General features: G+C 50.0%; 16 protein-coding genes and 1 pseudogene. 12 read left to right on the top strand and 5 right to left on the bottom strand.

Going from position 1 to position 25,462, the window contains the following annotated elements; translation table 11 throughout:
- The first annotated feature begins 47 nt into the window (after positions 1-47).
- Entirely contained in the window at positions 48-629 is a 582-nt protein-coding gene (locus MHN33_RS03625) for a thymidine kinase (RefSeq protein WP_239395526.1), read from the top strand.
- A 14-nt stretch (positions 630-643) separates the two neighbouring features.
- Here MHN33_RS03625 and rlmF read toward each other — a convergent pair whose 3' ends face one another.
- Positions 644-1,510, bottom strand: coding sequence for a 23S rRNA (adenine(1618)-N(6))-methyltransferase RlmF (gene rlmF, locus MHN33_RS03620; protein ID WP_239395524.1), 867 nt, complete (start codon positions 1,508-1,510; stop codon positions 644-646).
- A gap of 152 nt (positions 1,511-1,662) precedes the next feature.
- On the opposite strand from rlmF, the pseudogene MHN33_RS03615 reads away from it, so the two are divergent.
- Positions 1,663-2,577 (top strand): annotated as a pseudogene (locus tag MHN33_RS03615) (alpha/beta fold hydrolase).
- Here the strand turns inward: MHN33_RS03615 and MHN33_RS03610 are convergent.
- Positions 2,569-4,014 carry a sulfotransferase gene (locus tag MHN33_RS03610; RefSeq protein WP_239395522.1) on the bottom strand — a complete coding sequence of 482 codons (1,446 nt, stop codon included), beginning with the start codon at positions 4,012-4,014 and terminating at the stop codon, positions 2,569-2,571. The pseudogene MHN33_RS03615 and the gene MHN33_RS03610 overlap by 9 nt on opposite strands.
- A 93-nt stretch (positions 4,015-4,107) precedes the next feature.
- Complete coding sequence (locus MHN33_RS03605) at positions 4,108-6,768, bottom strand: TonB-dependent receptor (RefSeq protein WP_239395519.1); 2,661 nt, start codon at positions 6,766-6,768, stop codon at positions 4,108-4,110.
- A 444-nt stretch (positions 6,769-7,212) separates the two neighbouring features.
- On the opposite strand from MHN33_RS03605, the gene MHN33_RS03600 reads away from it, so the two are divergent.
- The 8 genes from MHN33_RS03600 to MHN33_RS03565 all read left to right on the top strand — a co-directional run bounded on the left by MHN33_RS03600 (position 7,213) and on the right by MHN33_RS03565 (position 21,161).
- On the top strand, positions 7,213-7,593 hold the full coding sequence (locus tag MHN33_RS03600) for a hypothetical protein (RefSeq protein ID WP_239395508.1): 381 nt from the start codon (positions 7,213-7,215) through the stop codon (positions 7,591-7,593).
- 114 nt (positions 7,594-7,707) lie between these two features.
- On the top strand, positions 7,708-9,075 hold the full coding sequence (locus tag MHN33_RS03595) for a leucyl aminopeptidase family protein (protein WP_239395506.1): 1,368 nt from the start codon (positions 7,708-7,710) through the stop codon (positions 9,073-9,075).
- A gap of 135 nt (positions 9,076-9,210) precedes the next feature.
- Positions 9,211-10,332, top strand: coding sequence for a histidine kinase (locus MHN33_RS03590; RefSeq protein ID WP_239395504.1), 1,122 nt, complete (start codon positions 9,211-9,213; stop codon positions 10,330-10,332).
- A 2-nt stretch (positions 10,333-10,334) separates the two neighbouring features.
- Positions 10,335-11,168 carry a LytTR family DNA-binding domain-containing protein gene (locus MHN33_RS03585; RefSeq protein ID WP_239395502.1) on the top strand — a complete coding sequence of 278 codons (834 nt, stop codon included), beginning with the start codon at positions 10,335-10,337 and terminating at the stop codon, positions 11,166-11,168.
- 442 nt (positions 11,169-11,610) lie between these two features.
- Positions 11,611-14,271: a glycoside hydrolase family 16 protein gene (locus tag MHN33_RS03580; RefSeq protein ID WP_239395500.1), complete on the top strand. Its 2,661-nt coding sequence runs from the start codon at positions 11,611-11,613 to the stop codon at positions 14,269-14,271.
- Between the two features lie 62 nt (positions 14,272-14,333).
- Positions 14,334-17,291 carry a TonB-dependent receptor gene (locus MHN33_RS03575; RefSeq protein WP_239395498.1) on the top strand — a complete coding sequence of 986 codons (2,958 nt, stop codon included), beginning with the start codon at positions 14,334-14,336 and terminating at the stop codon, positions 17,289-17,291.
- Positions 17,292-17,365: 74 nt separating this feature from the next.
- A complete protein-coding gene (locus MHN33_RS03570; protein ID WP_239395496.1) occupies positions 17,366-18,613 on the top strand; it encodes a sugar MFS transporter in 1,248 nt (415 codons plus the stop codon).
- Between the two features lies 1 nt (position 18,614).
- Positions 18,615-21,161 carry an exo 1,3/1,4-beta-D-glucan glucohydrolase gene (locus MHN33_RS03565; protein WP_343224806.1) on the top strand — a complete coding sequence of 849 codons (2,547 nt, stop codon included), beginning with the start codon at positions 18,615-18,617 and terminating at the stop codon, positions 21,159-21,161.
- 68 nt (positions 21,162-21,229) lie between these two features.
- On the opposite strand, the gene MHN33_RS03560 is transcribed toward MHN33_RS03565, so the two are convergent.
- Together MHN33_RS03560 and MHN33_RS03555 are read right to left on the bottom strand one after the other, a co-directional pair.
- Positions 21,230-22,702: an aminoacyl-histidine dipeptidase gene (locus MHN33_RS03560; RefSeq protein WP_239395494.1), complete on the bottom strand. Its 1,473-nt coding sequence runs from the start codon at positions 22,700-22,702 to the stop codon at positions 21,230-21,232.
- Positions 22,703-22,875: 173 nt separating this feature from the next.
- Positions 22,876-23,943, bottom strand: coding sequence for a ketoacyl-ACP synthase III (locus MHN33_RS03555; RefSeq protein ID WP_239395493.1), 1,068 nt, complete (start codon positions 23,941-23,943; stop codon positions 22,876-22,878).
- A 142-nt stretch (positions 23,944-24,085) separates the two neighbouring features.
- Here MHN33_RS03555 and MHN33_RS03550 point away from each other — a divergent pair, with 142 nt between their 5' ends.
- Together MHN33_RS03550 and MHN33_RS03545 are read left to right on the top strand one after the other, a co-directional pair.
- Positions 24,086-24,481 (top strand): DUF4440 domain-containing protein, encoded by a 396-nt coding sequence (locus MHN33_RS03550; protein ID WP_239395491.1) that lies wholly within the window; start codon positions 24,086-24,088, stop codon positions 24,479-24,481.
- A 38-nt stretch (positions 24,482-24,519) separates the two neighbouring features.
- Positions 24,520-25,425: a mechanosensitive ion channel domain-containing protein gene (locus MHN33_RS03545; protein ID WP_239395489.1), complete on the top strand. Its 906-nt coding sequence runs from the start codon at positions 24,520-24,522 to the stop codon at positions 25,423-25,425.
- Positions 25,426-25,462: the final 37 nt, after the last annotated feature.

Here is a 25,462-nt window from a genome sequence, read left to right as displayed (position 1 = left end):
CAGTTTGGGTAGACTATCGCGAATTTTTTAGCGGCTGATACAAGCACATGGCGCAATTATATTTTTATTATTCAGCAATGAATGCGGGTAAATCTACCACTTTGTTGCAATCTGCATTTAATTATCGCGAACGGGGAATGAACCCATTTATTCTGACAGCTGCGCTTGATGATCGTGCCGGGGTTGGCAAAGTGGCATCGCGGATCGGACTTGAAGCCGATGCGCATACATATGAGAGTACAACGGATCTGTTAAGCTTGATTAATCAGTGCCATGACAAGCAATCTCTGGATTGTATTCTGGTCGATGAGAGCCAGTTTCTGAGCAAGCAGCAGGTATCGCAGTTAACCGATGTGGTCGATCTGTTGGGGATCCCGGTGCTATGTTACGGACTCAGAACCGATTTCCGCGGCGAGCTGTTCGAAGGTGCACAGTATTTACTGGCCTGGGCGGACAAGCTGATTGAACTGAAAACGGTATGCCACTGTGGTCGCAAGGCCAACCATGTATTAAGACTGGACGCGACAGGGCGCGCGATTGCGGACGGCGCTCAGGTCGAAATTGGTGGTAATGATCGCTATGTATCGGTATGCAGAAAGCACTATAAGGCAGAGCTCAATAAACTCTGAGCTCTGTATATTAGTTAAAAGCGCCAGGCGATAAAACGACTGGTTTTTTGGCCTTGCTGCATTTTAACCACCTTGATATCACGCGATTTGACCTTTTGCAGGGCTTGTTGCAATGCAGGCAGGTTATCTTTTTTAGAGACCAGTGAGGTGAACCAGCCAACCTGCTCAGCAAAATTCTGGCTTTCGTCGATCATAGATTTAATGAAGGCCAGCTCACCACCCGGGCACCAGAGTTCAGGGGCATGACCACCAAAATTCAACTTCTCGGATCGTTGTGATTTACCCAGATTGCGCCATTTTCGCGCTGTGCCAGCTTGTGCAGCCTCTTCACTTTCGTGGAAAGGCGGGTTACACATAGTCAGGTGATAACTGTCTTTTGCCCCTATGATGCCACTGAAAATGGCGTGCTGATTTTTTTGTTGTCTGATTTTGATCCCCAGCCCGTTGGCTTTGGCCAGCGTTTGCGCTACTGAAACTGCCATGGGGTTGATGTCTGAGCCGGTAAACTGCCAACCATACTCAGCCTGGCCGAGCAGCGGATAGATCAGGTTGGCACCGGTTCCAATGTCGAGACAGCGGATCTGCTTGCCGGTGGGGATTTCACCCTGATTGTCCTGGGCAAGTAAATCCGCCAGCGCGTGGATATAGTCGGCACGCCCGGGCACTGGCGGGCACAGAAATGGCTCAGGTAGTTGCCAGAACTGTATGCCGTAGTCGCTGGCAAGGAGCGCCTGGTTCAGTGCTACGATGGCATTTCGATCGCTAAAGTCTATGGTGTCATGACCATGAGGGTTGCTAAGTAAGTGTTGCTTTAATGCTGGACTTGCCTTGCAGAGGCGGACAAAGTCGTAGCCATGTAGGTGTTTGTTTCTGGGATGCATCGGTTGACTTTTTACTTACTACATTAATGCGCCATTATATCTAAATTATCCGCGTTACGCTGCGCCTTTATCATTATTGACTGGGTGGGTGCGCTTGCGATGGCTATGACTCACTGGTACGATGAGTTTAAAAAACAACTCTATACTTTGACATGATCAGACAAAACTCTCTCTATGTGCCTGTTAGCGAAGGTCATCAGCTACACCTGCGCCATATTTACCATGAACAAAAAGCAGGTCCGGCTGTGTTGTTCATACATGGTGCAGTTGAAAACGGAAGGATCTTTTACACCCAGAGCAATAAGGGGTTAGCGCCTTTTCTGGCAGATCAGGGATATCAGTGTTTTGTTGCTGATTTACGTGGCAGAGGGGACAGCAAACCTGCTATCAGTAAAGCGGATACACATGGTCAGACGGAGTCGATTGTTGAAGATATTCCGGCTATTTTGCACTTCATAACGACCAAAACGGGTAAACGCCCTCAATTCTGGGTTGCGCATTCATGGGGTGGGGTACTATTAAATAGTGTTTTGGCCAGGTTTCCTGAGGAAATTGAACATGTCAGTGCCAATGTGTACTTTGGTACAAAACGCAGTCTCTATAATCGTCATCCGGAGAAGCTGCTTAAAGCCAACCTTATCTGGTATACCCTGGCGTTCTGGCAGGTTAAAAAGCATGGTTACCTGCCTGCCAGACGGCTTAAATGGGGCTCAGACAATGAAACGCGCAAGTCTCATGCGCAGAGTGTTCAATGAGCAAAGCGCCTGCCGTGGGTAGACAGCGATGATGGTTTCGATTACGCCGCGGCGCTCAAAGAGCGAGCTTTGCCACCCACCTTACATATCGCCGGGGTCAAAGACAAAGCGCTGGCACAGCCGATTGACATCAAACAATTTATGGCTGAGTCGGGTATCGGCATTCAGGAAATAGTCGTCTATGGAAGGCGCTATGGACATCAGCATGATTATGATCATATCAATATGTTAACCCACAGCGCTGCAAGGCAGGACCAGTTTACTGACTTGCTGGCCTGGTTCGAGCGGTTCGGGCAGGTCCCGTCAGTGTGAGTCGGGCGAAGCCAGCTCTTTGGTGATCTGCGCCTCAAATTTTTTCCAGTTTACCAGCGGGGCTGTGTTAAGTGGTTTACGCACCTGTGCTTTGCTCAGGGTAGATACTACTTTGTGGCTCTTATAAAACTCCATACACTCCGGCTCGTATTTTTGGTACATAAAGTTGAGTGCCTTGCGGATCTCCCGCTCGGGCTCCTCAAGGAGCTTTTCGTAGCTCATTGTATGGATATTACGTGGCAACATGGCTTTAAAGTGTGCCATTACATCGTCTGTCATATCGCTGTAGAGCTGATATTCCTGCAAAGAGCAGAAATAGGGCTCGTCTTCAGCAAAGTGGTTGCTATATACGGACCATGCATTGGGCATAAAGTCCCGGGTCATATGAATAAAGCGCGCATCGGGGAACAGTTTGTAGATAAGGCCAATATTTTGGAAATTAGCCGGCAGCTTGTTGATCACTGCCTCTTCTGCAACGCGATGCCGTTTTATTTCATCGACGTATAAGTTACGGCAATGATCCAGCATAGAGGTACTGAGTGTTTTGGTACAATCCGGGAATGGTGCTTCGTTGCGCATACTCAGGTAGGGCACAATATCGTCGCTGATCACTGTGCTTTCGCCCATAGAGCCGACCTGAGAATGTTGGATAAGCATTTGCTCCAGCAAGGTCGAACCTGTGCGGGGCAGGCCAACGATAAACACGGGTGTAAAGGTGGCTTTGACCTTGTCTGCGGGCTTGGCAAAGTACGCTTCGTTAAAGCTAGTTTTTAAATAGTCGAAGAAAGGTTGCATGGCTGAGGTGTGGAAATCACAAAGCGCATGCTGAGCAGAATTTGCCTGCTGGTAATGACTAAAAGCAGCATCAATATTTGCTAGCTTTTCGTAGGCGTTTGCTTTGGCATAGTGAGTAACAATATGCAGCCTAGGGTTTTCCAGGTCGCCATCAAGCGTATCGAGTAACGCCAGATATTCATTGAGTTTTTCGCCTTCGGTGAGTTTGATCAATTCATGGATCATAAACACGGTGATGGCTGAGTGAGGGCAGGCAAGACCAGCCTCAAACACACTACGTGCGTTATCAATAAAACCGTAGTCGAGGTAAAACTGACCTAAATGGTAGTGGGCCTGAGCATTATGTCGGGCAACACTGAGCGTATACTCGAGCACCGTTTTAGCATCAACGGGAGAGCCAACTGCGACAAAAGCATCTGCCAGCGCATAGAGGGGATCGAGCATCTTAGGCAGGTGTTCACAGGCGCGTTTGAGATAATAAATGGCGTTGTCATACTGTTCGAGTCGCATACAGATCCTGCCAAGACCGAACAGGGCCTTGCCGTTTTTTGGGTTCTGTTTGAGGACTTGCTTGAACATAAACTCGGCTTCGCGTAGCCGGTTTTCTTCGAGTAATTCTGAGGCTCTTTCTAGCAGTAACATGTGGTTTTAAAAAAGTTTTGTATACATGATAGAAATAAAAAGGGGAAATAGCTATAGCTACTTCCCCCTTTGTTTCTGGGTTACAGTAAGTCGTTAGAATGTGTAGGTTGCTTTCACGTAGTAAAAGCCACCGTTTATCCCATATGGAGACGTCTCATAGTAGATACCACCCCAGGTATTAGAGGGGGTAAGCTCTGTATTACCATCTTCCAGGAAGTCGACAACTTTCTCTGCATCCTGATCGAAGATGTTGTTCGCACCGACAGTCAGGCTGATGTTTTCAGTTGCAAAGTAAGTTAACTCAGCATCAAATGTAAAGGACGGATCGGCCATGATTGCCGTTGCGTCATAATCTACGTGTACACCCTGATATTCACCATAGTAGTTGTAACGCAGGAAGCCTGAGAAGCTTTCCCATTGTTGCGTCCAGGTGTAAGTTGCGCGGTGCTGTGGTAGGTCTTTTTCCAGACGCGCCACTTTAAAATCACCGGTAATGTCGGAGAACTTGTCAACTTCAGTCTCATTCCAGTTATAGGCCGCACTGAAGGTGGCAAAACCGCCTAACAGGTCCATCGAGTAGTTGGCGACGATGTCGACACCCTGAGTTGTCGTATCAAAGTCGTTGGTGAAGAAAGAGACCTGCGCCAGGCTGTCTACGTTTGGCACACCATCGGCTTTTAACGCTGCCTTTTGCTCCAGTGTTAAATCAATTTTGTTCGACTGGCTCAGGCGGTCTTCCACCTCAATGTTGTAGTAGTCAATTGTCAGGAACAAGTCGCCCGACTGATAGACCGCACCAAAGGTATAACTTTGTGATTCTTCCGGCTGCAACTCGCTACCACCAAGCAGTTGTGATACGGGGTTAGTGGGTGGTAACAGTGCCGAGTCAACCAGTACACCGCTGCTCAGGTTTGTCTGAACGTTACTCACATTCGCCTGACCTACCGTAGGGGCGCGGAAGCCCGTGCTGAGTGACCCCCGCAGTGCAAGATCTTCAGTCACATGATATTGCCAGGTCACTTTGTAGTTGGTTGTCGAGCCAAAGGTGTCATAGTCTTCGTAACGCAGTGCCCAGCCCATCAGGAACTCTTCGGTAAACGGTGTTTCAATATCCACATAGGCTGCGTAGCTGCGACGTGAAAATTCCCCTCCCTGTGATGGTTTAAAGCCAGGGAAGCCGTTTGAGCCAATACCAAAGCCTTGCTGTGTTAACGGCCCGGCAATAAAGGAAGCTTCGTCACCCGGGATAACTTCGAATGTTTCTTCTTTCCACTCCAGGCCACCAGCAATGTTGACATCATAGGCCAGGTCAAAGTCATAACCCTTCGAGAAATCAGCATTAAAGTTCTTTTCAAGCTGGATGTATTTACCCGGGCTGAACTCCATAGGTGTATCAGGACCCATTGAAGCGTTAATGGTGTTGGTAATGAAGTAGCGTGATTCGTTACGACCTACTGAGCCGCTGAAATCATAATACGCCCCTTTCATGAAACCATCCGTAAACTCACCTTTAGTACCTATGGTCAGTGACGTATCAGTAATGTTACCACCGAAGAAAGGCGTGAAACCGGCCGGTAAAATATTGTTGAAGGCAAAACAGTTTGCAGCCGCCAGCGAATCCAGGGCGGCTTGATCTGGCAGGCCGTTTGACTGAAGTTCAACAACAGGGCAGTTTATTTGCTGGTCGTAGCCGTCAAGTGAGCCCACTAACACCGTCGGAGTCGCTGCGTCCCAAGCTGCTTGCTGTGCTTCATCTGTAGGGTGGCGTCTGGTCGGTTCACCATTCACGTTGCGGATCACACCACCATATACCTGAGGGCGTGTAGTCGGGTTACGATAATAGAAGCCACCTTTTACATCACGCTCTGAATAGTTACCGAACATGTAAAACTGTGAGTCGTTTGTCAGTTCAAGACCAACGTTACCAAACAGGGAAATATCGTCGTTGATCTCGGGTGCACCCCAAACCTGGGCCGGATCGCGTACACCCTCTAAGCCTGCATCCATAAATGCTTGCGCATCTGGGCGCTGAACACTGCGGCTGGTCGGATCGGCTTCTTTGTACTGAAAGCTCAGGTTGGCAAAGCCCTGATCAGTAAAGGGCAGGCCGATGTTACCTTCCACAGTCGTTGTGTCACCATCGCCTTCATAGTACTGACCTTGTTTGACAGAGATACTGCCGCCTTCAGAGGCATCTTTAAGTACAAAGTTTAGTACCCCCGCGATGGCATCTGAACCGTACTGTGCCGCTGCGCCATCACGCAGTACTTCAACTTGCTTGAGTGCAATACTGGGGATCACGGAAATGTCCGGGCCCTGAGCACCGTCGTTAATACCACCACCTAAGAAGGCGATAACGGAAGAGCGATGACGGCGTTTGCCGTTAAGTAAAATTAAGGTTGAGTCTGCTGGCAGGCCACGCAGGTTAGCGGGACGTACCAAAGAGGCCGCGTCACTAATAGGGTTAGCGTGAACGTTTAGCGAGGGCACTGAGCCTTTGAGCAATTCCAGCATGTCATCGCCACCAGCTTTGCTCAGATCATCACCGCCGATAATATCGATAGGGACCGGAGAGTCACCGACTGAGCGTGGCGCGGCGCGGGAACCAACGACCGCAATCTTTTCTATTTTTTTGTTTTCGGCACCGGCGTCAGCTTCTTCCGCCTGCACACTGGCCACCGCTAACCCCATTGTCGCTGTTGACGCCAATGCAAATTTAATCGCACGACTGAGCGCGTTTGTTTGTAGTTTCATCCTGTTTCCCCAGTTATTATATGTTGTCATTTTCACAATGCACACAAGTTACATATCTTTAATTAACTTGCTATGTACTCTTAATTAAAGATAATTGCAAATATGTTCACTGCAACATTAAAGGTAGCAGTGAATTTAACAAGGTCAAATTTTTCAATAACTTTTTGTTTGTGGTACAAAAAGTGTTCATTTTTGGTGTTTTAATGGGGACGTTTCGGAGGGGGAATTGGCAAACTGGAATATCATTATTGCGTACTACAGCAGGTTTTTGTGCAGAAGTGTTCAAAATGTGAACTGTTGTAATCTTCATTTAACCAACCCAGTGTCCAGGTTCGTGTAGTATTAGACTAATTAATTAGAGCCTGCTGATACAAACACGGTAGGCTAACGTCGAGTTGTTATTTCTGCTAGTATTGGCAGTACTGAGATTTCCCAAGTACGTGAATGCGATTAATTAAAGTAGTACATAAAGCGCCCATTCGAGTCGCACGGATCAGCAAAAAGCGCCAACAGTTAAGGCTAAAGCGCGCTCTGGTTGGTTTAAAAATAGCGCTGGCTCAGGAAAAGCAAGAAACCCGTACAATGCTGGATATTTATAAGCGTTATCCACATGGTGGGGTGTCTAAACAAGAGCTGGCGACGGCGAATCAGCAATTTGTTGATATATTAAAGGGACTTGGTCTGGGGGTTTTTGCCTTGCTGCCTTTTGCGCCTATTACGATTCCGCTCATTGTTAAACTTGGTCAGTGGTTAGGAGTCGATGTGTTACCCAGTTCGTTCTCGATAAGTAAAAAGCCTAAAAACAAAGATGAATCATCTGATTAAGTAGCTCTGGCGCGCTATTCCTGCATTATTACTTCGCTTTGTGCATCCAGTGAGTGAAATATTCTCCCCACCTTGGTATTCTCTTGTCAGGTTTATGTAATTCAAGAGGCATGTATGAGTCATTTACTTGTTCACTCATCACAAGGAATACCGGTACATTTTTTAAAGGAAAGCCAGCTAAGCGATTGGTTAGAGGAAAATGCGCCACAAGCTAAAAATATCACGTTGGCCACCAGACAAAAAGCACAAAAAACGCTGTTGATCCCAGATGTCCAGAGCGGTGAAATTAGCGCCGTACTTTGTCTGGCTGAGTCGCTGGATGATATGTGGTTGGCGGGTGACCTGCCATCCCAGCTGCCGCAAGGCACCTATCGTTTGCAAGGAGATGAGGCGTTTGTTGAACAGGCTGCACTTGGTTACTTGCTTGGCGCATATACATTCGATGCGTATAAGAAAGTATCTGCACCCAGTGCAAAGCTGGCGATTGCTTCAGAAACCACGTTGAAAAAACTGCAGGACCAGGCGAATGCAATCTATCTGGTCAGAGATTTAGTCAACACACCAGCCGCAGACATGATGCCGCAACACATGGCAGAGATCTGCACAGAAATGGCGGACCAGTTTGGTGCACAGTTTACTCAGATCGTTGGTGATGAATTACTGGAGCACAACTACCCAACCATTCATATGGTGGGCAGAGCAAGTGAAAACAAACCACGGTTGTTGGATCTGAGCTGGGGTGATGAAAGTGCACCTAAACTGACTTTGGTTGGTAAAGGTGTATGCTTTGACTCGGGTGGCCTGGATCTTAAACCGGCTTCCGGCATGCGTAATATGAAAAAAGACATGGGCGGAGCCGCACATGTTCTGGGTCTGGCGCATATGATCATGGCCGCCAATCTGCCAGTGCGGTTGCGGGTACTGATCCCCGCCGTGGAGAATGCGGTTTCGCGTAATGCGTTTCGTCCGGGCGATGTGATCCAAACGCGTAAAGGCTTGACGGTTGAGATTGATAACACAGACGCTGAGGGTCGACTGGTATTGTGTGATGCGCTGGCAGAGGCACAATCAGAGCAACCCGATCTGCTGATCGACTTCGCCACATTGACAGGCGCTTGCCGCATCGCGCTGGGCACGGAGTTGCCGGGTTTCTACAGTACCGATCAGGAAGTCGCCAATGCGATGATTGTCAAAGGTAATGCGCTTCAGGATCCTATCTGGCAATTACCTTTGTTCGATCAGTATAAGGCATTGTTTAAGAGCGATGTAGCTGATATGGCGAACTGTGGGTCAACCCCGTTTGGTGGTTCAATCACCGCCGCTTTGTACCTTAAAGAGTTTGTTGAGCCAGAGCAGACGCCCTGGGTGCATTTCGATGTGATGGCCTGGAACTTACGATCGCTGCCGGGCAGACCGGTAGGTGGCGAAGGACTAGGATTAAGAGCCACTTTTGCTTACCTTGAACAGCGCTATGCATCATAAGCTGTTAAATTGAAAAAAGGGCTGTAATGGCCCTTTTTCTATGTTTCTAAACGGGGAAATGCGCTCAGGCTAGCTTGCTAAATTTTTAAAAAGTTTTAGAGTGTCGCAGGATAGAGCCTGATTCTGAGTACTGTTTTGTCTGTATTTACACCGCAACAAGCTGAACTGGCACCGCTTGAGCCAGAGTCTTCTGCACTACCTCATTTGTCTAAACAATTCTGGAGCTTACAAATTGCTGGCTGGCTTGGTTATGCCGCTGTGGTGTTTCTGGCAATCATTCAGCCGCAGTTTGACTCGCCCGGGTTTAATCTCACCGGACAGGTGATCAATCTCGCAGTTGAGAGTCTCAGCGGCTTTGCATTGTCTCTTATACAGTGGTTGTTTATCCGCAGGATCATTCATCAGCCATTGCAGCGCACGCTCGTTATCAGTTTTCTTTCCGCGGCTTTGCTGGGCCTGATTTATAACATCATCAAGCTCGCCAGCTATAAGGTTATAGTACACGACCAGCGCTGGGATCAGGCCTGGAACATGCTGGAGTTTGGCGGCTGGTTGTTGTTTTCACTGACCACGATGTTTGTCTGGACATCGATATTTTTTATCATGCTCTATAACAGCCGATTGCAAAAAGAGCACGAACGCTTGCTAAGAGCCCAAACACAGGCAAAAGATGCACAGTTACAAATGCTGCGTTATCAGCTTAATCCGCATTTTATGTTTAACACCATGAATGCCATTTCAACTTTGATCCTCAAAGAAGATAACGACGCGGCGTCAGAAATGCTCGACAAGCTCTGTGATTTTTTCCGCCACTCGCTTGAAGCCACCGAGGACAGCCGGATCTCTTTGCAAGAGGAAATTCAGCTCATCGAGCTGTATCTGGCGATAGAAAAAGTGCGCTTTGGTGCACGTTTGTCAGTGCGCTATACACTCGACCCTGAGGCATTGAGGGCATTGGTACCGAATATGCTATGTCAGCCTGTGGTTGAAAATGCCATCAAGTATGCCATTGAGCCCAGTAAACAGGGAGGAGAAGTGAGCATCTCGGCCAAGCGGCGAGCGCAGCAACTCGTTATCGAAATTTCAGACAGCGGGACCGGCAATAATGGCCTGGCAGTAAAGGGGTTTGGCATCGGGCTGAACAATGCCAAATCCAGACTGGACGTTATGTACAGCGGGAATTTCACCATATCTTTGAATGAAAATGCAGCCGGGGGAAATACGGTGACCTTGGTGCTGCCGTACGAGGTTGACTAATTATGACAAAGCCACTCACAGCCCTCATTGTTGATGATGAACCTCTCGCGCTGGAGGGATTGAGTCTGAGACTGGCCAAGATCCCGGAAGTCGAAGTCATTGGTCAGGCCGAAAATGGCGATGACGCGATCCGCTTGTGTCATGAGTTATGCCCCGACGTGTTATTTCTTGACCTGCAACTGCCTGGGCTCAGTGGCATTGAAGTGGTGCAGGCTATACAGGCAGATGTACTGCCCATGGTGGTATTTGTCAGTGCCTACAGCGATTATGCATTAGACGCCTTTGAGCTTAATGCCATTGATTATGTCCTGAAACCCGCAAACCTCGGCCGGTTACAAAAAACAGTGACTCGGATCCTGGAGCGCCGCCAGCCTCATCAGGCCGAGCAGGAAAAATACCGGTTACTTCAGGCACTCACGCAAACGTCTGGCCTTGCGGTAACTGAGCTAGAGTCCTGGCTGGAAACAGACCGCCCATTACCTGCTAAGCAGGACAGAGAGTTGATCATTAAAAACAGCGATAATGAACAGGTATTGGTGCCCATGGATACCATTCGCTGGATTGATGCTGCTGGTGATTACATGTGTGTGCACACTGAGTCAGAAACCCATGTCCTGCGTATTACCATGAAAAAACTACAGACGTTGCTGGATGACAGCCTGTTTGCCCGGATCCATAAGTCGACCATAGTTAACTTAAGTTATGTCACTGCGATTAAACCTATGCGAAATAACGAGAGCCTGGTGACGCTTAAAGGACAGGTGGAGCTCAAAGTCAGTCGCAATTATAGTCAGGCATTACAGCAATTTGTTGCCAAAAAGAAAACACTGAGCTAGCTGATTCGCGTTACTACAAACAAGAAATATCAGTCGGCAGCCAGAAGTATTACCTCTTCTGGTGCAACGACTACAAGTTTTGGTGCAATATATTTGTACCCGATACCTTCCAAAAGCCAAGGAAAACATAAGGCTAACCTTTCATCCTATTTTTGTATCGTCTTGTCGTGCACTATTGTGGCCCACATTCTTGTGTCGCAGCAGTTGCCCGTGATGGCGCGTTTCCATTGTAACATTTCAGTTAATTTTACAGGATACCCTCAGGCGCAGTCCGAACCGGTCATCTGGTTCGCTGCTCATTCCCGGTAGTACGGACAGTGCAGGTTGCTAGCATTCCTATATGGCAGCGCGCACATAACAACAACAGCGGCCTTGTGCCAGACTGTGAAAAGAATACGTCTGTGCTGCGCAACAATCGGAACGATTAGTTGGAACACACATTATGATAAAAGTTGCAAAATCCCTCACCGCAGTGAGTGTCCTGCTTACACTGGCTGGTTTAACCGGCTGTGGCGGCGATGCTAAAACGCGCACCGATCTGAGCAAAACAGATCCCGCGGCGCCGGTCAGTGACTGGCAGCTTGTCTGGCAGGACGAGTTTGACGAGTCACAAATTAATAGCCAAAACTGGACGCACGAAGTGAACTGCCAGGGTGGTGGCAATGAAGAGCGCCAATGCTATACCGATGACCCGGCTAACTCATATGTTAGTGACGGGACATTGAAAATTGTCGCACTGAGCGCGCAGGACGGCGCCGAAAAGCCCTACACATCGGCGCGTTTGATTACTAAACACAAAGCGGATTTTAAATATGGCCGATTTGAGATGCGGGCAAAACTGCCAAGCGGGCAGGGCAGCTGGCCGGCATTTTGGATGCTGCCAACGGACGAAGTTTATGGTGGCTGGCCTAACTCTGGTGAAATAGACATTGTTGAAGCGGTCAATTTAAAAGCACAAGGGGCGGATGGCGCACCCGAGGCTCAGGTCTACGGCACTTTACATTATGGCAAAGACTGGCCGGACAATGTGCATTCTGGTAAAGCATATAGCCTGCCGGGCGGCGCTAATCCGGCCGATGATTTCCATACCTATGCTCTAGAGTGGCAGGAAGGTGAAATACGCTGGTACGTGGATGATTACCTGTACGCAACACAACGCCAGTCCGAACCTCTATACGACAGTGAAGGCAATGTCTTCAGCCTTAAACATCGGGGCTGGTTTGCCGAGTATCATGATCAGGGCAGCGGTGAGCTGGTAACGCACTGGGACAGCGCGCCGTTTGATCAAAATTTCTATCTGATCCTGAATCTTGCAGTAGGTGGTAACTGGCCGGAAGCCGTCAATGAGACGGGCGTAAATGCAGACGCTTTTGCCAATGGACAGACCTTTGAGGTGGATTATGTACGGGTCTATCAGTGTCAGCAAAACCCGCAAACCGGCAAAGGCTGCGACACTATTCGCAACGGGTGGGATTCCTTAGAGGATGCGCTGGTTGAAGGCAAAGCACCCAGCCCAGCCCCTCCTGCAACCTCAGGTGATAGCCTGCAAATCTTTGACGGTGAGCTCAATAAAGACTGGCCTGCGTGGGACTGCTGTGGTGGCAGCGTACCAGCGCTGGTGGAAGACGACGAAGCAGGTACAGTCATCGAGTTCAGCGTGGGCAATGAGCCCACGGTCAATGGGTTTATCTCGCGTGATCCGATGGCGTCGGACGCGGGAGGCAGCCCCAGCCCGTTCGATGCCTCTTCGTTGATTGAGTCAGGCGTTGTGCGTTTCGATTTGAAAGTGACTTCTGCGCCTGCGAATACAGACGCGCCATGGATGTTAAAAATAGAAAGCGCAAACGCAGAGAAAGCGGTTGAACTGACCTTGTCTGAAAGCTCAGAAGGGGCCATGCCAGAGGTTGGGCAATGGCAAACCTTTACGTTCTCGCTTCAGACATTGGCTGAGCAGGGGCTGGACATCAGTAGTATTGATGCATTGCTTATTTTCCCGGCGTGGGGCAGTGGCGAAGGCGCAATTTATCGTGTCGCAGATGTTGCGATTGTGACACCAGGCAAAACCACCGCTTTGACAGTGTTTGAAGAGAGCGAAAATCCGGCCTGGCCAATGTGGGATTGCTGTGGTGGAACCGTCCCTACGGTTGAGCCAGACGATGATGCCCATGGCAATGTGGCAGAGTTTAAAATCGGTGACGTGGCAACCGTGATGGGTTTTATTTCCAGACAAGAGTTTATTACGGCTGAAGGCGTCACAGCTGCGCCATTCGATGCGTCTTCTATCCTCTCTAACGGCGTGATTGAGTTTGACATGAAGGTGGTCAGTGCACCACAAGATGCCAGCGCAGCCTGGTTTTTTAAAGCGGAATCGGTGGGCGCGCAAAGTGCAGCCGAGCTGACTTTAGATACCAGTATCCAGCAAGCCGTACCTGAGGTTGGCAAGTGGCAAACATACACGTTTAAGTTAACCGAGTTGGTTGCAACTGGTCTGGACATCAGTGCAATTGACGTCTTAATGGTTTTTCCCAGCTGGGGCCAGGGCGCAGGTGCAATATACCGCATAGATAACGTGAAAATTTACGACCCGAATCAGGCCGATGATTTTGCGGGGGAAGTGTTATTTGCCGACGATGTGGCAGCCAAATGGTCGCTGTGGGACTGTTGTGGTGGTTCAACCCCTACACTTGAAAACGATGATATGACTCAGGGCATGGTGGCTGAATTTAAAGTAGGCGGGGAGCCTACGGTAATGGGCTTGTTTGCTGAAGATGGCCACTATCTGGATGCGTCTGCTTATCTTGAAAAAGGTGCAGTGCAGTTTGATCTCAAGGTTGTGACTGCGCCCAATGATAGCAGTGCGCCCTGGAAGTTTAAGATAGAAGCGCTGGATGCCAGTTTTGCACTGGAGCTTAATCTGACCGACAGTCTGGAGGCGGTGGCGCCTCAGGTTGGCCAGTGGCAGACCTATACTTTCCCACTTCAGACACTGCAAGATGGTGGGGTGAATATCAGCGGCATTGACATCATCATGATTTACCCAGCCTGGGGGCAGGGTGAAGGAGCTGTATATCGGCTCGATAATGTGATGGTAGCAGCGCAATAAAACCAAACCGATGGCGTGGCATTGCCACGCCCAGACAGCGAAAATTATTCAAGCAGGTCATTATGAATACAGTAAATTATAAACTCTCACATGTCGCGATTCTGATCGGTGCGGTACTTGGTACTTCTATGGTACAAGCTGAGGAAGCTGCGTCGCAGGTTGCTGAAGAAACGCCGGAGGTTATCGAGGTACGTGGGATCAAGGGCAGTTTGATCCGCTCTATGAACGTCAAACGGGATATGTCTGGCGTGGTGGATGCGATTTCAGCAGAAGAAATGGGTAAGTTTCCCGACACCAACCTGGCGGAGTCTTTGCAGCGTATTACCGGTGTGGCAGTGAGTCGCAGTAATGGTGAAGGCAGTCAGATCACCGTGCGTGGCTTCGGCCCCGACTTTAACTTGGTCACGCTCAATGGCAGACAAATGCCGGGAACGGGAAACAGTCGTTCCTATAATTTTGAAAACTTGTCATCCGACGGGGTAACGGCGCTGGAAGTCTATAAAACAGCGCGCGCAGATAACCCAACCGGTGGCCTGGGTGCCACGGTCAATATCGTCACAGCCCGCCCGCTCGACAGTGGCGCCGAGAAAATGTCCTTTTCTGCCAAGGCCATTCATGACTCCTCCAATGTGGCGGGTGACGACATCACGCCAGAGGTCTCTGCTTTATATTCCAATGCATTCTTGGATGAAACCATCGGGTTTGGTTTTAACATCAATCACCATCGGCGGGACTTTCAGCAGCAAAGTGCCAACATTCAGGGTTGGCAGGCAAATGTGGATTTACCCACCAACCTGGAGGCCGGTAACGTTATCGACAATCGCCCGCTGAATGAGCAAGGGGTGCCAGCTGGGGATTACTTCTTCCCACGGGATATGAATTATCAGATAAGCGATTTGCAGCGCGAAAGAACCAATGGTCAGGTGGTCTTTCAGTATGCGCCCAGTGACTTTCTGGTGATGACCCTGGACTATACCGGGACCAAATCCATAACCGGTAAAAATGGCATTTCATGGGGGATGTGGAACGACTACGGTGGCAACATTAATGGCTATGAGCTGGATGAAAACGGCACTGTGGTTTATGCCGATATCAGCGGTAACGATGGCTCTTTCAGTGCCTCACGTTCGACGACCGAAGTCAAAGAGCGCTCCATTGGCTTTAATGTTCAGTGGCAGGCCAGCGATGCGCTGAGCCTCACTTTGGATTATCACGATTCGCAAAGCGAAACCGATAATGGCGCAGACGTTGGTCTTGGCAGTGAAGGCACTTTGGTGCTTGGGTCGGATCAGTTAACAACCAAACGCTATGACTATCGCAGCGGCGAAATTCCCCATGCTGAGATTTTGTGGAAAAACGGCACCAACGAGCTGGCAGCCAGTGAAATTGACTCTCATTTTAGCCAGTTTGTACATTCACCCGGTAAAGCGACCGTTGAGCAGTTACAGCTTGATGGCGTATGGGAAAACCTCAGTGACCGTTGGGGACTGGTGAATATCAAGTTTGGTGTGGCACGTACAGAGCAGGAAATGAGTGGCTCCAACGCCTGGAGTGGCTTGATTGGAGGTTTCTTGTTTAATCCTGCCTGGCCGGAGTTGTTCCCCGACGGCATGTTTACTCAACATGACACCAGTGATTTTTTAAATGCATTTGACGGCGGTGGCAGTGCGCTGCAGCCACATTATTACTACACCTTTGACTTTGATGAGGTTGCCGCCCGCTCTGAAGCCTTTTTGACCAATGAATTACTCGGCGGCAAAGATTATTTTGCGACTACGGCATATCACGACATGGGCACTCTGTCGCGTGACAGCGTGACAGAAGAAACCAGCAGTATCTATCTGTCGAGCTTCTGGGAGTTCGAGGTTGCGAGCTATCCGGTACAGATAAACGCCGGTGTCCGCTACGAACAAACGGATGTGACCAGCAGTACTTTCCAGCCAACGCCTACGGCCGTATGGTGGAAAGGCGGCAGTGAATGGCATACCCAATATGTACCTGACGGAGATGCCTTCTTTACCCTTGAAGGTGAGCACGACGTGGTGTTACCTATGGTGGACTTACGCGTGGATGTTACCGATGAGCTGGTTGCCCGACTGTCCTGGGGTAAAACCATTTCCCGTGCGCCGCTTGGCGACCTGGTCGGTGGCCGAAGTCTTACCAATAGCCCTAAAATCGGTTCGCGCAATGCCAGCGAAGGTAATACCAACTTGCAACCGTTCGAGTCGACCAACTTTGACCTCAGCCTGGAGTACTACTACAGCGAGGGCAGCTATGCAGCCATTGGATACTTTGATAAGTCGGTGAAAAACTTCATCGGAAGTCAGGTGAATTCGACCACCGTAGATGGTTTTCACGATATTTATCAGGGGCCCAGATGGTTACAAGCGGTTGCCGACATCGAAAGCCGTGGCGAGCAGGCCACCAATGATGCCATTTTTGCACAAATGCAGGCCAATGGCGCAACACTCAATGAGCAGGGGTATATCACACCAAACGCCGAAGATCCGTTGATTGTGTGGGATTTTACCCGACCGTTTAATGCCCCGGACACCAAGTCGGTAGATGGTATTGAGGTTGCTGTGCAGCATCTGATTGGCGAGACCGGCTTCGGTGTTGGTGTCAACGCCACCTTTGTGAATGGGGATGTGGAGTTTGATGTGTCCAGCCTTAAGCAGCAAACTCCGCTGACCGGACTGAGTGATTCTGCCAACTTCCAGGTGTTTTATGAGCTGGACGGCTTGTCGGTGAAACTGACTTACGCCTGGCGCGATGAGTATTTGATAGGGGTTGGCCAGGATCAGGGGTCCTCGGATAACCCGCCACAGTTTGCCAGGGCCTTTGGCCAGTGGGACATGAGCATTAACTACGACTTGACGCAGCAGCTGACGGTATTCTTCGAAGGCGTGAACCTCAATGATGAAACCGAGCAGGGTTTTGGCCGTTATGAACGCCAGTTCCTGTTCGCCCGCCAATACGGGCCGCGCTATGCGCTGGGCTTTCGCTACACGTTTAATTAATTCTGAGTAAGCTCTGGTCGTCGCCCGGCGCGATGCCAGAGCCCGCTTGTCCTATTTTTTGTTGGAAATTCATTATGGCTAGTTCATCTGTGATGCTGGATACCCAGCATGAGGCGCAGCCGGGTAACGGGCATAGATTTGCCTTATTCACGCTGACCACTTTGTTTTTTATGTGGGGCTTTATCACCTGCTTAAACGACATCTTAATTCCCTATCTGAAAGGGGCTTTTTCCCTAACTTATACTCAGGCCATGCTGGTGCAGTTTTGCTTCTTTGGCGCCTATTTTATCGTCTCCATCCCGGCAGGCATATTGGTGGGCAGGATTGGATTTAAAAAGGGCATTATCACAGGTCTGAGTGTGGCCAGTGCAGGTTGCCTGTTGTTTTATCCCGCTGCTGAACTGGGGGTATATGGCTTGTTTTTGGGCGCCTTATTTGTACTGGCTTCGGGCATTACCGTGTTACAGGTTTCTGCTAACCCGTTTGTCAGTGCGCTGGGCCCGGCTAAAACCGCCTCGTCACGACTGACAATGACGCAGGCATTTAATTCACTGGGGACAACGGTTGCGCCCTTTTTTGGTGCCTGGCTAATTTTCTCCGGCAGTAGCGAACCGGCACATGCCGATGCCTCAGCGGTGCAATTTCCTTATCTGATGATTGCAGGCGCACTGGCCGCGTTGGCCATCGTATTTGCCTTTATCAGGCTACCGTCATTGGGGGCAGAGCCGCAGGGCGCGCCTTCGCTGAAAAAGGCCCTGCAATACAGACATCTCAAACTGGGTGCTGTGGCGATTTTCTTATATGTCGGTGCTGAGGTTGCGATTGGCAGCTTCCTGGTGAACTTTTTACATGATCCGCGCATTGCCGGATTAAACGAAGCGCAGGCAGCGCAACTCATTGCCTATTACTGGGGCGGCGCCATGGTTGGGCGTTTTGTCGGTGCACTGGTCATGCAAAAAATTGCAGCAGGCAAAGTGCTGGCATTCAACGCACTCATGGTGATTGTGTTGTTGTGTCTGGCAGTAGTGACCGAAGGCCCTGTGGCAATGTGGTCTGTGCTTGCTGTGGGTTTGTTTAATTCAATTATGTTCCCCACCATTTTCAGCCTCGCCATTGAGAAGTTGGGCGACAGCGCCAGCCATGGTGCAGGTGTATTGTGCCTGGCCATTGTGGGTGGCGCCATCGTGCCGCTGCTTCAGGGTATGATGGCAGATATCTCTGGTGTGCAACTGTCTTTCCTGCTTCCAGCAGTGTGTTACCTGTTTATCGGTTACTTTGGCCTTAAGGGACACCGACCTGCTTTGCTATCCACGGAGAAATAAAGTGAAGAAAAAAACAATTAAAATGTCACTGAGTGTATTGGCCGTCGCTGTGCTTAGCGCATGTAGCAGCCAGTCTGAACCTGGGGCAGTGAGCAAGGGGATTGAAATCTGGCCCACAATCCAGTCTGAAGTGGCCAAAGATCCCCACATTGAGCGTCAGGTAGCGGCTTTGCTCAGTAAGATGACGTTAGAGCAGAAGGTGGCTCAGATGATCCAGCCAGAAATTCGTGATATTACGGTGGAGGATATGCGCCGCTACGGATTTGGCTCTTACCTCAATGGTGGCGGGGCATTTCCGGGCAATAACAAACATGCCAGTGTTAAAGACTGGGTTGACCTCGCTGAAGCCATGTATCAGGCCTCTGTGGATGACTCGCTGGATGGCATCAACATTCCGACTATGTGGGGCACCGATGCGGTGCATGGTCACAACAATGTGATCGGTGCCACGTTATTTCCTCATAATATCGGCCTGGGGGCTGCGAATAATCCTGAACTGATTGAACAAATTGCCCAGGTAACGGCGAAAGAAGTGATGGCTACGGGCATTGACTGGGTCTTTGCGCCGACGGTTGCCACGGTACGTGATGATCGCTGGGGACGCACCTATGAAGGGTATTCGGAAGACCCCGAAATCGTAAAAGCCTATGCCGCAGCCATAGTACACGGCTTGCAGGGTCATGCTGATGAGGATTTCCTGGGTTATGATCGGGTGATAAGCACCGTGAAACATTTCCTTGGCGATGGCGGCACAGTTAAGGGCGACGATCAGGGCAATAATATCGACGCTGAACAAGCGCTGTTTGATATCCATGCTCAGGGTTATGTGGGCGGTCTGACGGCGGGCGCACAATCCGTGATGGCGTCATTCAACAGCTGGCAGGGTGAGAAGATCCACGGCCATCGCTACCTGCTGACCGACGTGCTGAAAAACACAATGGGATTCGATGGTTTTGTGGTGGGTGACTGGAATGGCCATGGTCAGATCCCCGGTTGCCAGAATGACAATTGTCCGCAGGCCGTCAATGCTGGTCTGGATGTGTATATGGTCCCAACCGATGCCTGGAAACCTTTGCTGGAAAACACCATCGCTCAGGTCAAAGCGGGGGTTATTCCCATGGCGCGTATCGACGATGCGGTAAGTCGTATTCTGCGGGTAAAATTCCGTGCAGGATTGTTCGATAAACCCAGCCCGGCACATCGCCCGCATGCTAACAATACGCAGTTAATTGGCCACGAGGCACATCGCGACATCGCCCGTCAGGCTGTGCGGGAGTCCCTGGTACTGCTTAAAAATAATCAGCAGCTGTTGCCGCTGGCCCCCAATCAGCGCATTTTGATTGCCGGTGACGCGGCGAACAATATTGGCAAGCAATCGGGGGGCTGGACCATTACCTGGCAGGGCACCAATAATCAGAACAGCGATTTTCCGGGTGGCCAGTCGATTTTCGATGGACTGGCAAACCAGATAAAACAGGCGGGGGGAGAGGTTGAACTAAGCGAAAACGGTGAGTTTGACACCAAACCGGATGTAGCCATTGTGGTATTTGGTGAGGAGCCCTATGCCGAAGGGCATGGCGACCGCGAAACGCTGATTTATCAGCATGGTAATAAACGCGACCTGGCCCTGTTGAAGTCACTCAGGGCGCAAGGCATTCCTGTGGTGTCGGTGTTTATCAGTGGCAGACCTATGTGGATTAATCCTGAACTTAATGCCAGTGATGCCTTTGTGGCAGCCTGGCTGCCGGGCTCTCAGGGTGAGGCCGTTGCCGATGTGTTACTGAGAAACGGCAAGGGTGAAATACAGTATGACTTTAGCGGTCGCCTGTCATTTTCCTGGCCAGTACATCCGAGTAAACCGGTTAACCGTGGTGATAAGGACTATGCGCCTTTGTTACCCTATGGGTTTGGTTTGAGTTATGGCGAACCTTCGGTGCTGAGTAATACCTTGCCGGAGCAAGTTGATACTGCGCTCAACACCTCAGACGTGTATGAGATATTCAATGGCAAAACACAGCAGCCGTGGCAGATGCGACTATTCTCGGGCCAGCAAAACCTTGCTGTCAGTGCCAGTAGTATGGCACTGGACGGCCTGAGTTTTCGAACCATCGATAAGGCTATCCAGGAAGATGCTTTCAGAGTCGACTGGCAAGGCCCGACAGCGGGTGTGCAGTTTGTCAGTGGCAACGGCTTCAGAGAGGATTTAGCCCGTTATCAGGCATCTGCGGGCGTGCTCAGTATGACAATAAAGCGCGGCAATGCGGTTGCAGACAAAACGTTTATTGGCATGCACTGTGAAAGTGACGGGGATAAGCCGGGAAGTTGCCGCTCTGATGTCGATATCACGGCTGAATTACAGGGCCTGACTGCTCAGCAGTGGCAAACACTGACGATTGATTTGCAATGTTTTGCCAGACAAGGGGTGGCATTTGATCAAATGGTGATGCCATTTGAACTTTCAGCCTCTGGTAATATGAGCTTGTCTTTCAGTGACATAAGTATCAAGCCTACAGGTGATACACATGCCTCTGTATCTTGTCAGGAGTAACTTTTTGCGCAGCCCAGGCGCAATAAAATCAGGCACCCTGAGGTGCCTGATTGACTCTGTCTACGATATTAATCGCGTTCAGGAATATTTTGCAGTAAGGCCTGCATTTGCTGCCAGTAAAGTCCGACCGACTCAATGTGCACTTTCTCATCCGGTGAGTGCGGGAACTTGATCGTCGGGCCGAACGAGATCATGTCCATGTCAGGATAGGGTTCTTTAAACAGGCCACATTCCAGTCCAGCGTGGATCACCATGATGTCTGGTTTGTTACCATAAATGCCCTCGTACATATCGCGGAAAATATGCACCAAAGCCGAGTCTGGATCGGGTTTCCAGCCAGGGTAGGCACCAGAGAATGCGATTTCGGCCCCAGCCAGTGCAGCCAGTGAACTCAGCGTGCCCTCTACATCGGTACGACCCGAATCAATCAAAGAGCGGATCAGGCAAAGTATTTCCACTTTGTCTGCGTCTGTGTTGATCACACCCAGATTCAGAGATGTCTCTACCACACCCTGAATATCATCACTCATACGGACAACGCCATTCGGGCAGGCATTAAGCAGAGCCAGCAAAGTATCCTGAGCCGGCGCTGACAACGCATCAAACGCACTGTCAGTATCACTGACCGCAAAGGCGAGGCTGGTTTCAATAGCACCCAGTTCATTGCTCAGCACCGCCTGGAAGTCGCTCAGGCGTTGCTCAAGCAGGCCACGCTGTCCAGGCGCAATAGCAATCGTGGCATAAGCTTCACGCGGAATGGCGTTACGCAGTGAGCCGCCTTTAAAGGCCATCAGGCTGAAGTCCACATCAGTGAGGTGATATTTCAACGCGCGTGCCAGTAATTTATTGGCGTTACCACGACCGGTATGGATATCAACGCCTGAGTGGCCACCTTTAAGACCTTTTAAGCTGATCTCGAGCAGCTGATGGCCTTCTGTGACAGGTTGACGTTCCAGTTTGAGTGTCATGCTGGCATCTACACCTCCGGCACAGCCCATGTAGATTTCACCTTCCTGCTCTGAGTCGGTATTAAGCAGGATCTCGCCTTCCAGCCAGCCGGCTTGCAGGCCAAATGCGCCAGACATACCGGCTTCTTCATCTACGGTTAGTAGCACTTCCAGTGGGCCATGAGGGAGATCCGAGGACGCCAGCACCGCAAGGCAAGACGCCATTCCCATACCATTGTCGGCACCCAGTGTAGTGCCCTCGGCCGTTACCCACTCACCGTCGATATAAGGACGAATAGGATCCTTGGTAAAGTCATGATCTGTGTCGTCGTTCTTCTGCGGCACCATGTCAATGTGCGCCTGCAGCACCACGGGCTTACGGTTTTCCATACCTGGTGTGGCGGGCTTTTTGATGAAGACATTGCCCGTTTCATCGCGGCGTACGGCCAGATTTTGAGACTTTGCCCAGTCAATAATGAAGGTGGCTAACGCTTCTTCATGTTTTGACGGGTGTGGAATGGCACAGATTTGGTCAAAGAACTGCCATACGATCTGTGGTGCCAAATTGGCAATGTCGGAATATGGTTTAAACACCGGGTTCCCCTTATTTGAGCTATTGTCTTCCAGCCTGCATGTTTATCGTTCAGATAGGAGCTGGTAAGCGGGTAAAAAGTAGCGAGAGTTTACCATCAGGGGGGATTAAGGGTCGAGTAGATGCGGCCAATTCAGCGTGAATGCTAAACTGGCCTTGTAAAGGAATGAGACCTTTACTGTTGGCATGCCTTGACGGCATCTGCGATTAACTCCATGCCTGTATGTTCACAAGCTGGCAGCGTTTCATCACAGTGCGCCAGTGGGGTTACGCGCTCACCCCATTTGATGTAGCTGGCAGCCCAGGTCAGACCGGCACCAAATGCAGCTGACATAATGTTTGCATGGGGCTTGATCAGACCCTGTTCAACGGCTTCACATAAGGCAATGGCAATGGTTGCTGCCGAAGTATTACCGTACTTATCGATATTGACCATGACTTTGTCATCGGCAATATCGAGCTTTTTCTGGATTGCCTGAATGATCCGCAGGTTTGCCTGGTGAGGCACCAGTACGTCGATGTCGGACAGCGATAAGTTCGCCTGCGCCAGTACATCATCGCATGCAACGCTCATTCCGGTGACGGCGCGTTTAAAAATCTCTCGTCCTTCAAAAGCTAAATCTGACGGGCCTGCAGGTTCATAACGGCTCAGATCTGTGCCATAATTCGAGATATGTAGAATACCCCGATCTTCACTGTCACATCCGGTTTTGGTGCCAAGTAAGCCACAAGGCTCGTCACTTGCCTCCAGAATGACTGCACCCGCACCATCTCCAAAGAGCACTGCGCTGTCGCGCTTGGCCCAGTTGACGTACCAGGTCATACGTTCGGCCGCAACGACAACCGCGCGTTTGATCATACCTGCCTGGATCTGTGCGGTGGCATTTTGCAGCGCATATAAAAAGCCTGAACAAGCGGCGTTCGTATCACAGGCTGCGGCGCCAATGGCACCGATATTTTTTTGCACCAGAGATGCGGTGTTAGCTACCATAGTGGAAGGCGTACAGGTGGCCAGCAGGACCAAATCAATGTCCGTGCCTTTCAGACCGGCGCAGGCGAGCGCCTGTTTACTGGCATAAGTAGCCAGCTCAGCGGTACTGACATGGCTAACCCGGCGAGATTTAATGCCAGTGCGGGTGCTGATCCATTCGTCATTGGTATCGACGATGTTGCTTAGTTCGTCATTACTGATAGAGGCGGGGGGAATGGCTTTTCCCCATCCGGTTATTTTTGCGTACTTCATTTCATCTCTTATTCAAATCCGACCAGTAGGCTACGGCAGAGTATACCGCAAAGCGTTGTATGTTACATCCAATTATCCCTTGTCGAAATCGACTTATTGACTAGACTGATAGAAGGTGATGGCGTTAATTGTTTGGTTTGTAATGCAAAAAATTAAATTTGATACGCTGGATACACTCATAAACCTGGAGCGGGAGTTATTAGACCCAGCGGTGCGCGAGAGCCCGAAACGGTTGGCTCAGCTGCTGGATGAGGACTTCTATGAGATTTCAGCGAACGGGCTGATGTTTAATAAGTCTCATGTGCTGGCCAGGTTACCCCGTGAAAAAGTCCCGCAGTTTTATAATCAGGATTTTCAGGGCCAAATGTTGGCCGAAAACTTAGCGCAAATTACTTATCATGCTGCATATCGCCGAAATGCCTATTCTAATTTAAATTATTCAGTCAGAATGTCTATCTGGCGCAACAGGGCGTCTGGCTGGCAACTGCTGTTCCATCAGGGAACACCTTGCCCTGAATTTAAGCTCAAGTACGAGTAATCGCCATCCCGCAAAACAGATGTCCACTGGGCGGGTGAGTGGCCAAGAATCGAAAGAGGTGTGTATTGTTTTACCTGGATAAACTGATCGAATTATTGAATTTTCCGCTATTCACCTATGCTGAACGCTCCTTTACGTTAGGGAAATTGCTACTCGTCCCGGTGCTCTTATTGTTCGGGATTTGGCTGACCCGTTATCTGGTTGGTAAGTTGACCAATCGGCTTAAAGCGGGTAATACCGACCCGAATATGGTGCACCTGATACAAAGGCTGTGTTATGTCCTCGCAATCGCCATTACAGTGATCACCATATTGGATGTGATCAATGTGCCCATTACGGCGTTTGCCTTTTTGTCTGGTGCAATTGCCATTGGTTTTGGTTTTGGTGCCCAGAACATCATCAACAACTTCATCAGTGGCTGGATTTTGATGTGGGAAAAACCCATTCGCATTGGTGATTTTCTCGAGGTGGAGGGGACTAAGGGCATAGTTGAAAAAATCAATACGCGCTCAACCCGCCTGCGTCGGGTGGATGGGGTACATATGTTGATCCCCAACAGTAAACTGCTGGAAAACACAGTTATCAACTGGACGCTGGTCGATAAACTCATGCGTACGTCGGTACGGGTCGGCGTAGCATACGGCTCGCCTGCAAAACAGGTTGCCGCGTTGATCTTGCAGGCAACCGAGGAGCAGTCAGAGGTACTGAACGACCCAAAACCTCAGGTTACGTTCGAAGACTTTGGCGACAATGCGCTGATATTTGAGGTCAATTTTTGGCTTAATTCCACTGTTGAGGGCGGCCTCAGACAGGCGCGAAGCAAAGTGCGCTTTCGCCTCGATGAGTTGTTTGCCGAACATGATATTGTGGTGGCCTTTCCGCAACGTGATGTTCACATTGATGGACAACTTGCCATTGTCAGGCAACCTAAGCGCACTGGCTGATAGCCGCTTTGTGGGTCGGCATAATCAATAATATGCC

Source organism: Pseudoalteromonas sp. OOF1S-7, from assembly GCF_022347765.1.
GTDB lineage: Bacteria > Pseudomonadota > Gammaproteobacteria > Enterobacterales > Alteromonadaceae > Pseudoalteromonas.
This window is presented reverse-complemented; position numbering and strand designations above follow the sequence as displayed.

Bases quoted from the DNA above. Each gene is read 5' to 3' on its own strand.
- MHN33_RS03625 (WP_239395526.1), top strand. From the start codon at position 48: ATGGCGCAATTATATTTTTATTATTCAGCAATGAATGCGGGTAAATCT.
- rlmF (WP_239395524.1), bottom strand. From the start codon at position 1,510: ATGCATCCCAGAAACAAACACCTACATGGCTACGACTTTGTCCGCCTC.
- MHN33_RS03610 (WP_239395522.1), bottom strand. From the start codon at position 4,014: ATGTTACTGCTAGAAAGAGCCTCAGAATTACTCGAAGAAAACCGGCTA.
- MHN33_RS03605 (WP_239395519.1), bottom strand. From the start codon at position 6,768: ATGAAACTACAAACAAACGCGCTCAGTCGTGCGATTAAATTTGCATTG.
- MHN33_RS03600 (WP_239395508.1), top strand. From the start codon at position 7,213: ATGCGATTAATTAAAGTAGTACATAAAGCGCCCATTCGAGTCGCACGG.
- MHN33_RS03595 (WP_239395506.1), top strand. From the start codon at position 7,708: ATGAGTCATTTACTTGTTCACTCATCACAAGGAATACCGGTACATTTT.
- MHN33_RS03585 (WP_239395502.1), top strand. From the start codon at position 10,335: ATGACAAAGCCACTCACAGCCCTCATTGTTGATGATGAACCTCTCGCG.
- MHN33_RS03580 (WP_239395500.1), top strand. From the start codon at position 11,611: ATGATAAAAGTTGCAAAATCCCTCACCGCAGTGAGTGTCCTGCTTACA.
- MHN33_RS03575 (WP_239395498.1), top strand. From the start codon at position 14,334: ATGAATACAGTAAATTATAAACTCTCACATGTCGCGATTCTGATCGGT.
- MHN33_RS03570 (WP_239395496.1), top strand. From the start codon at position 17,366: ATGGCTAGTTCATCTGTGATGCTGGATACCCAGCATGAGGCGCAGCCG.
- MHN33_RS03555 (WP_239395493.1), bottom strand. From the start codon at position 23,943: ATGAAGTACGCAAAAATAACCGGATGGGGAAAAGCCATTCCCCCCGCC.
- MHN33_RS03550 (WP_239395491.1), top strand. From the start codon at position 24,086: ATGCAAAAAATTAAATTTGATACGCTGGATACACTCATAAACCTGGAG.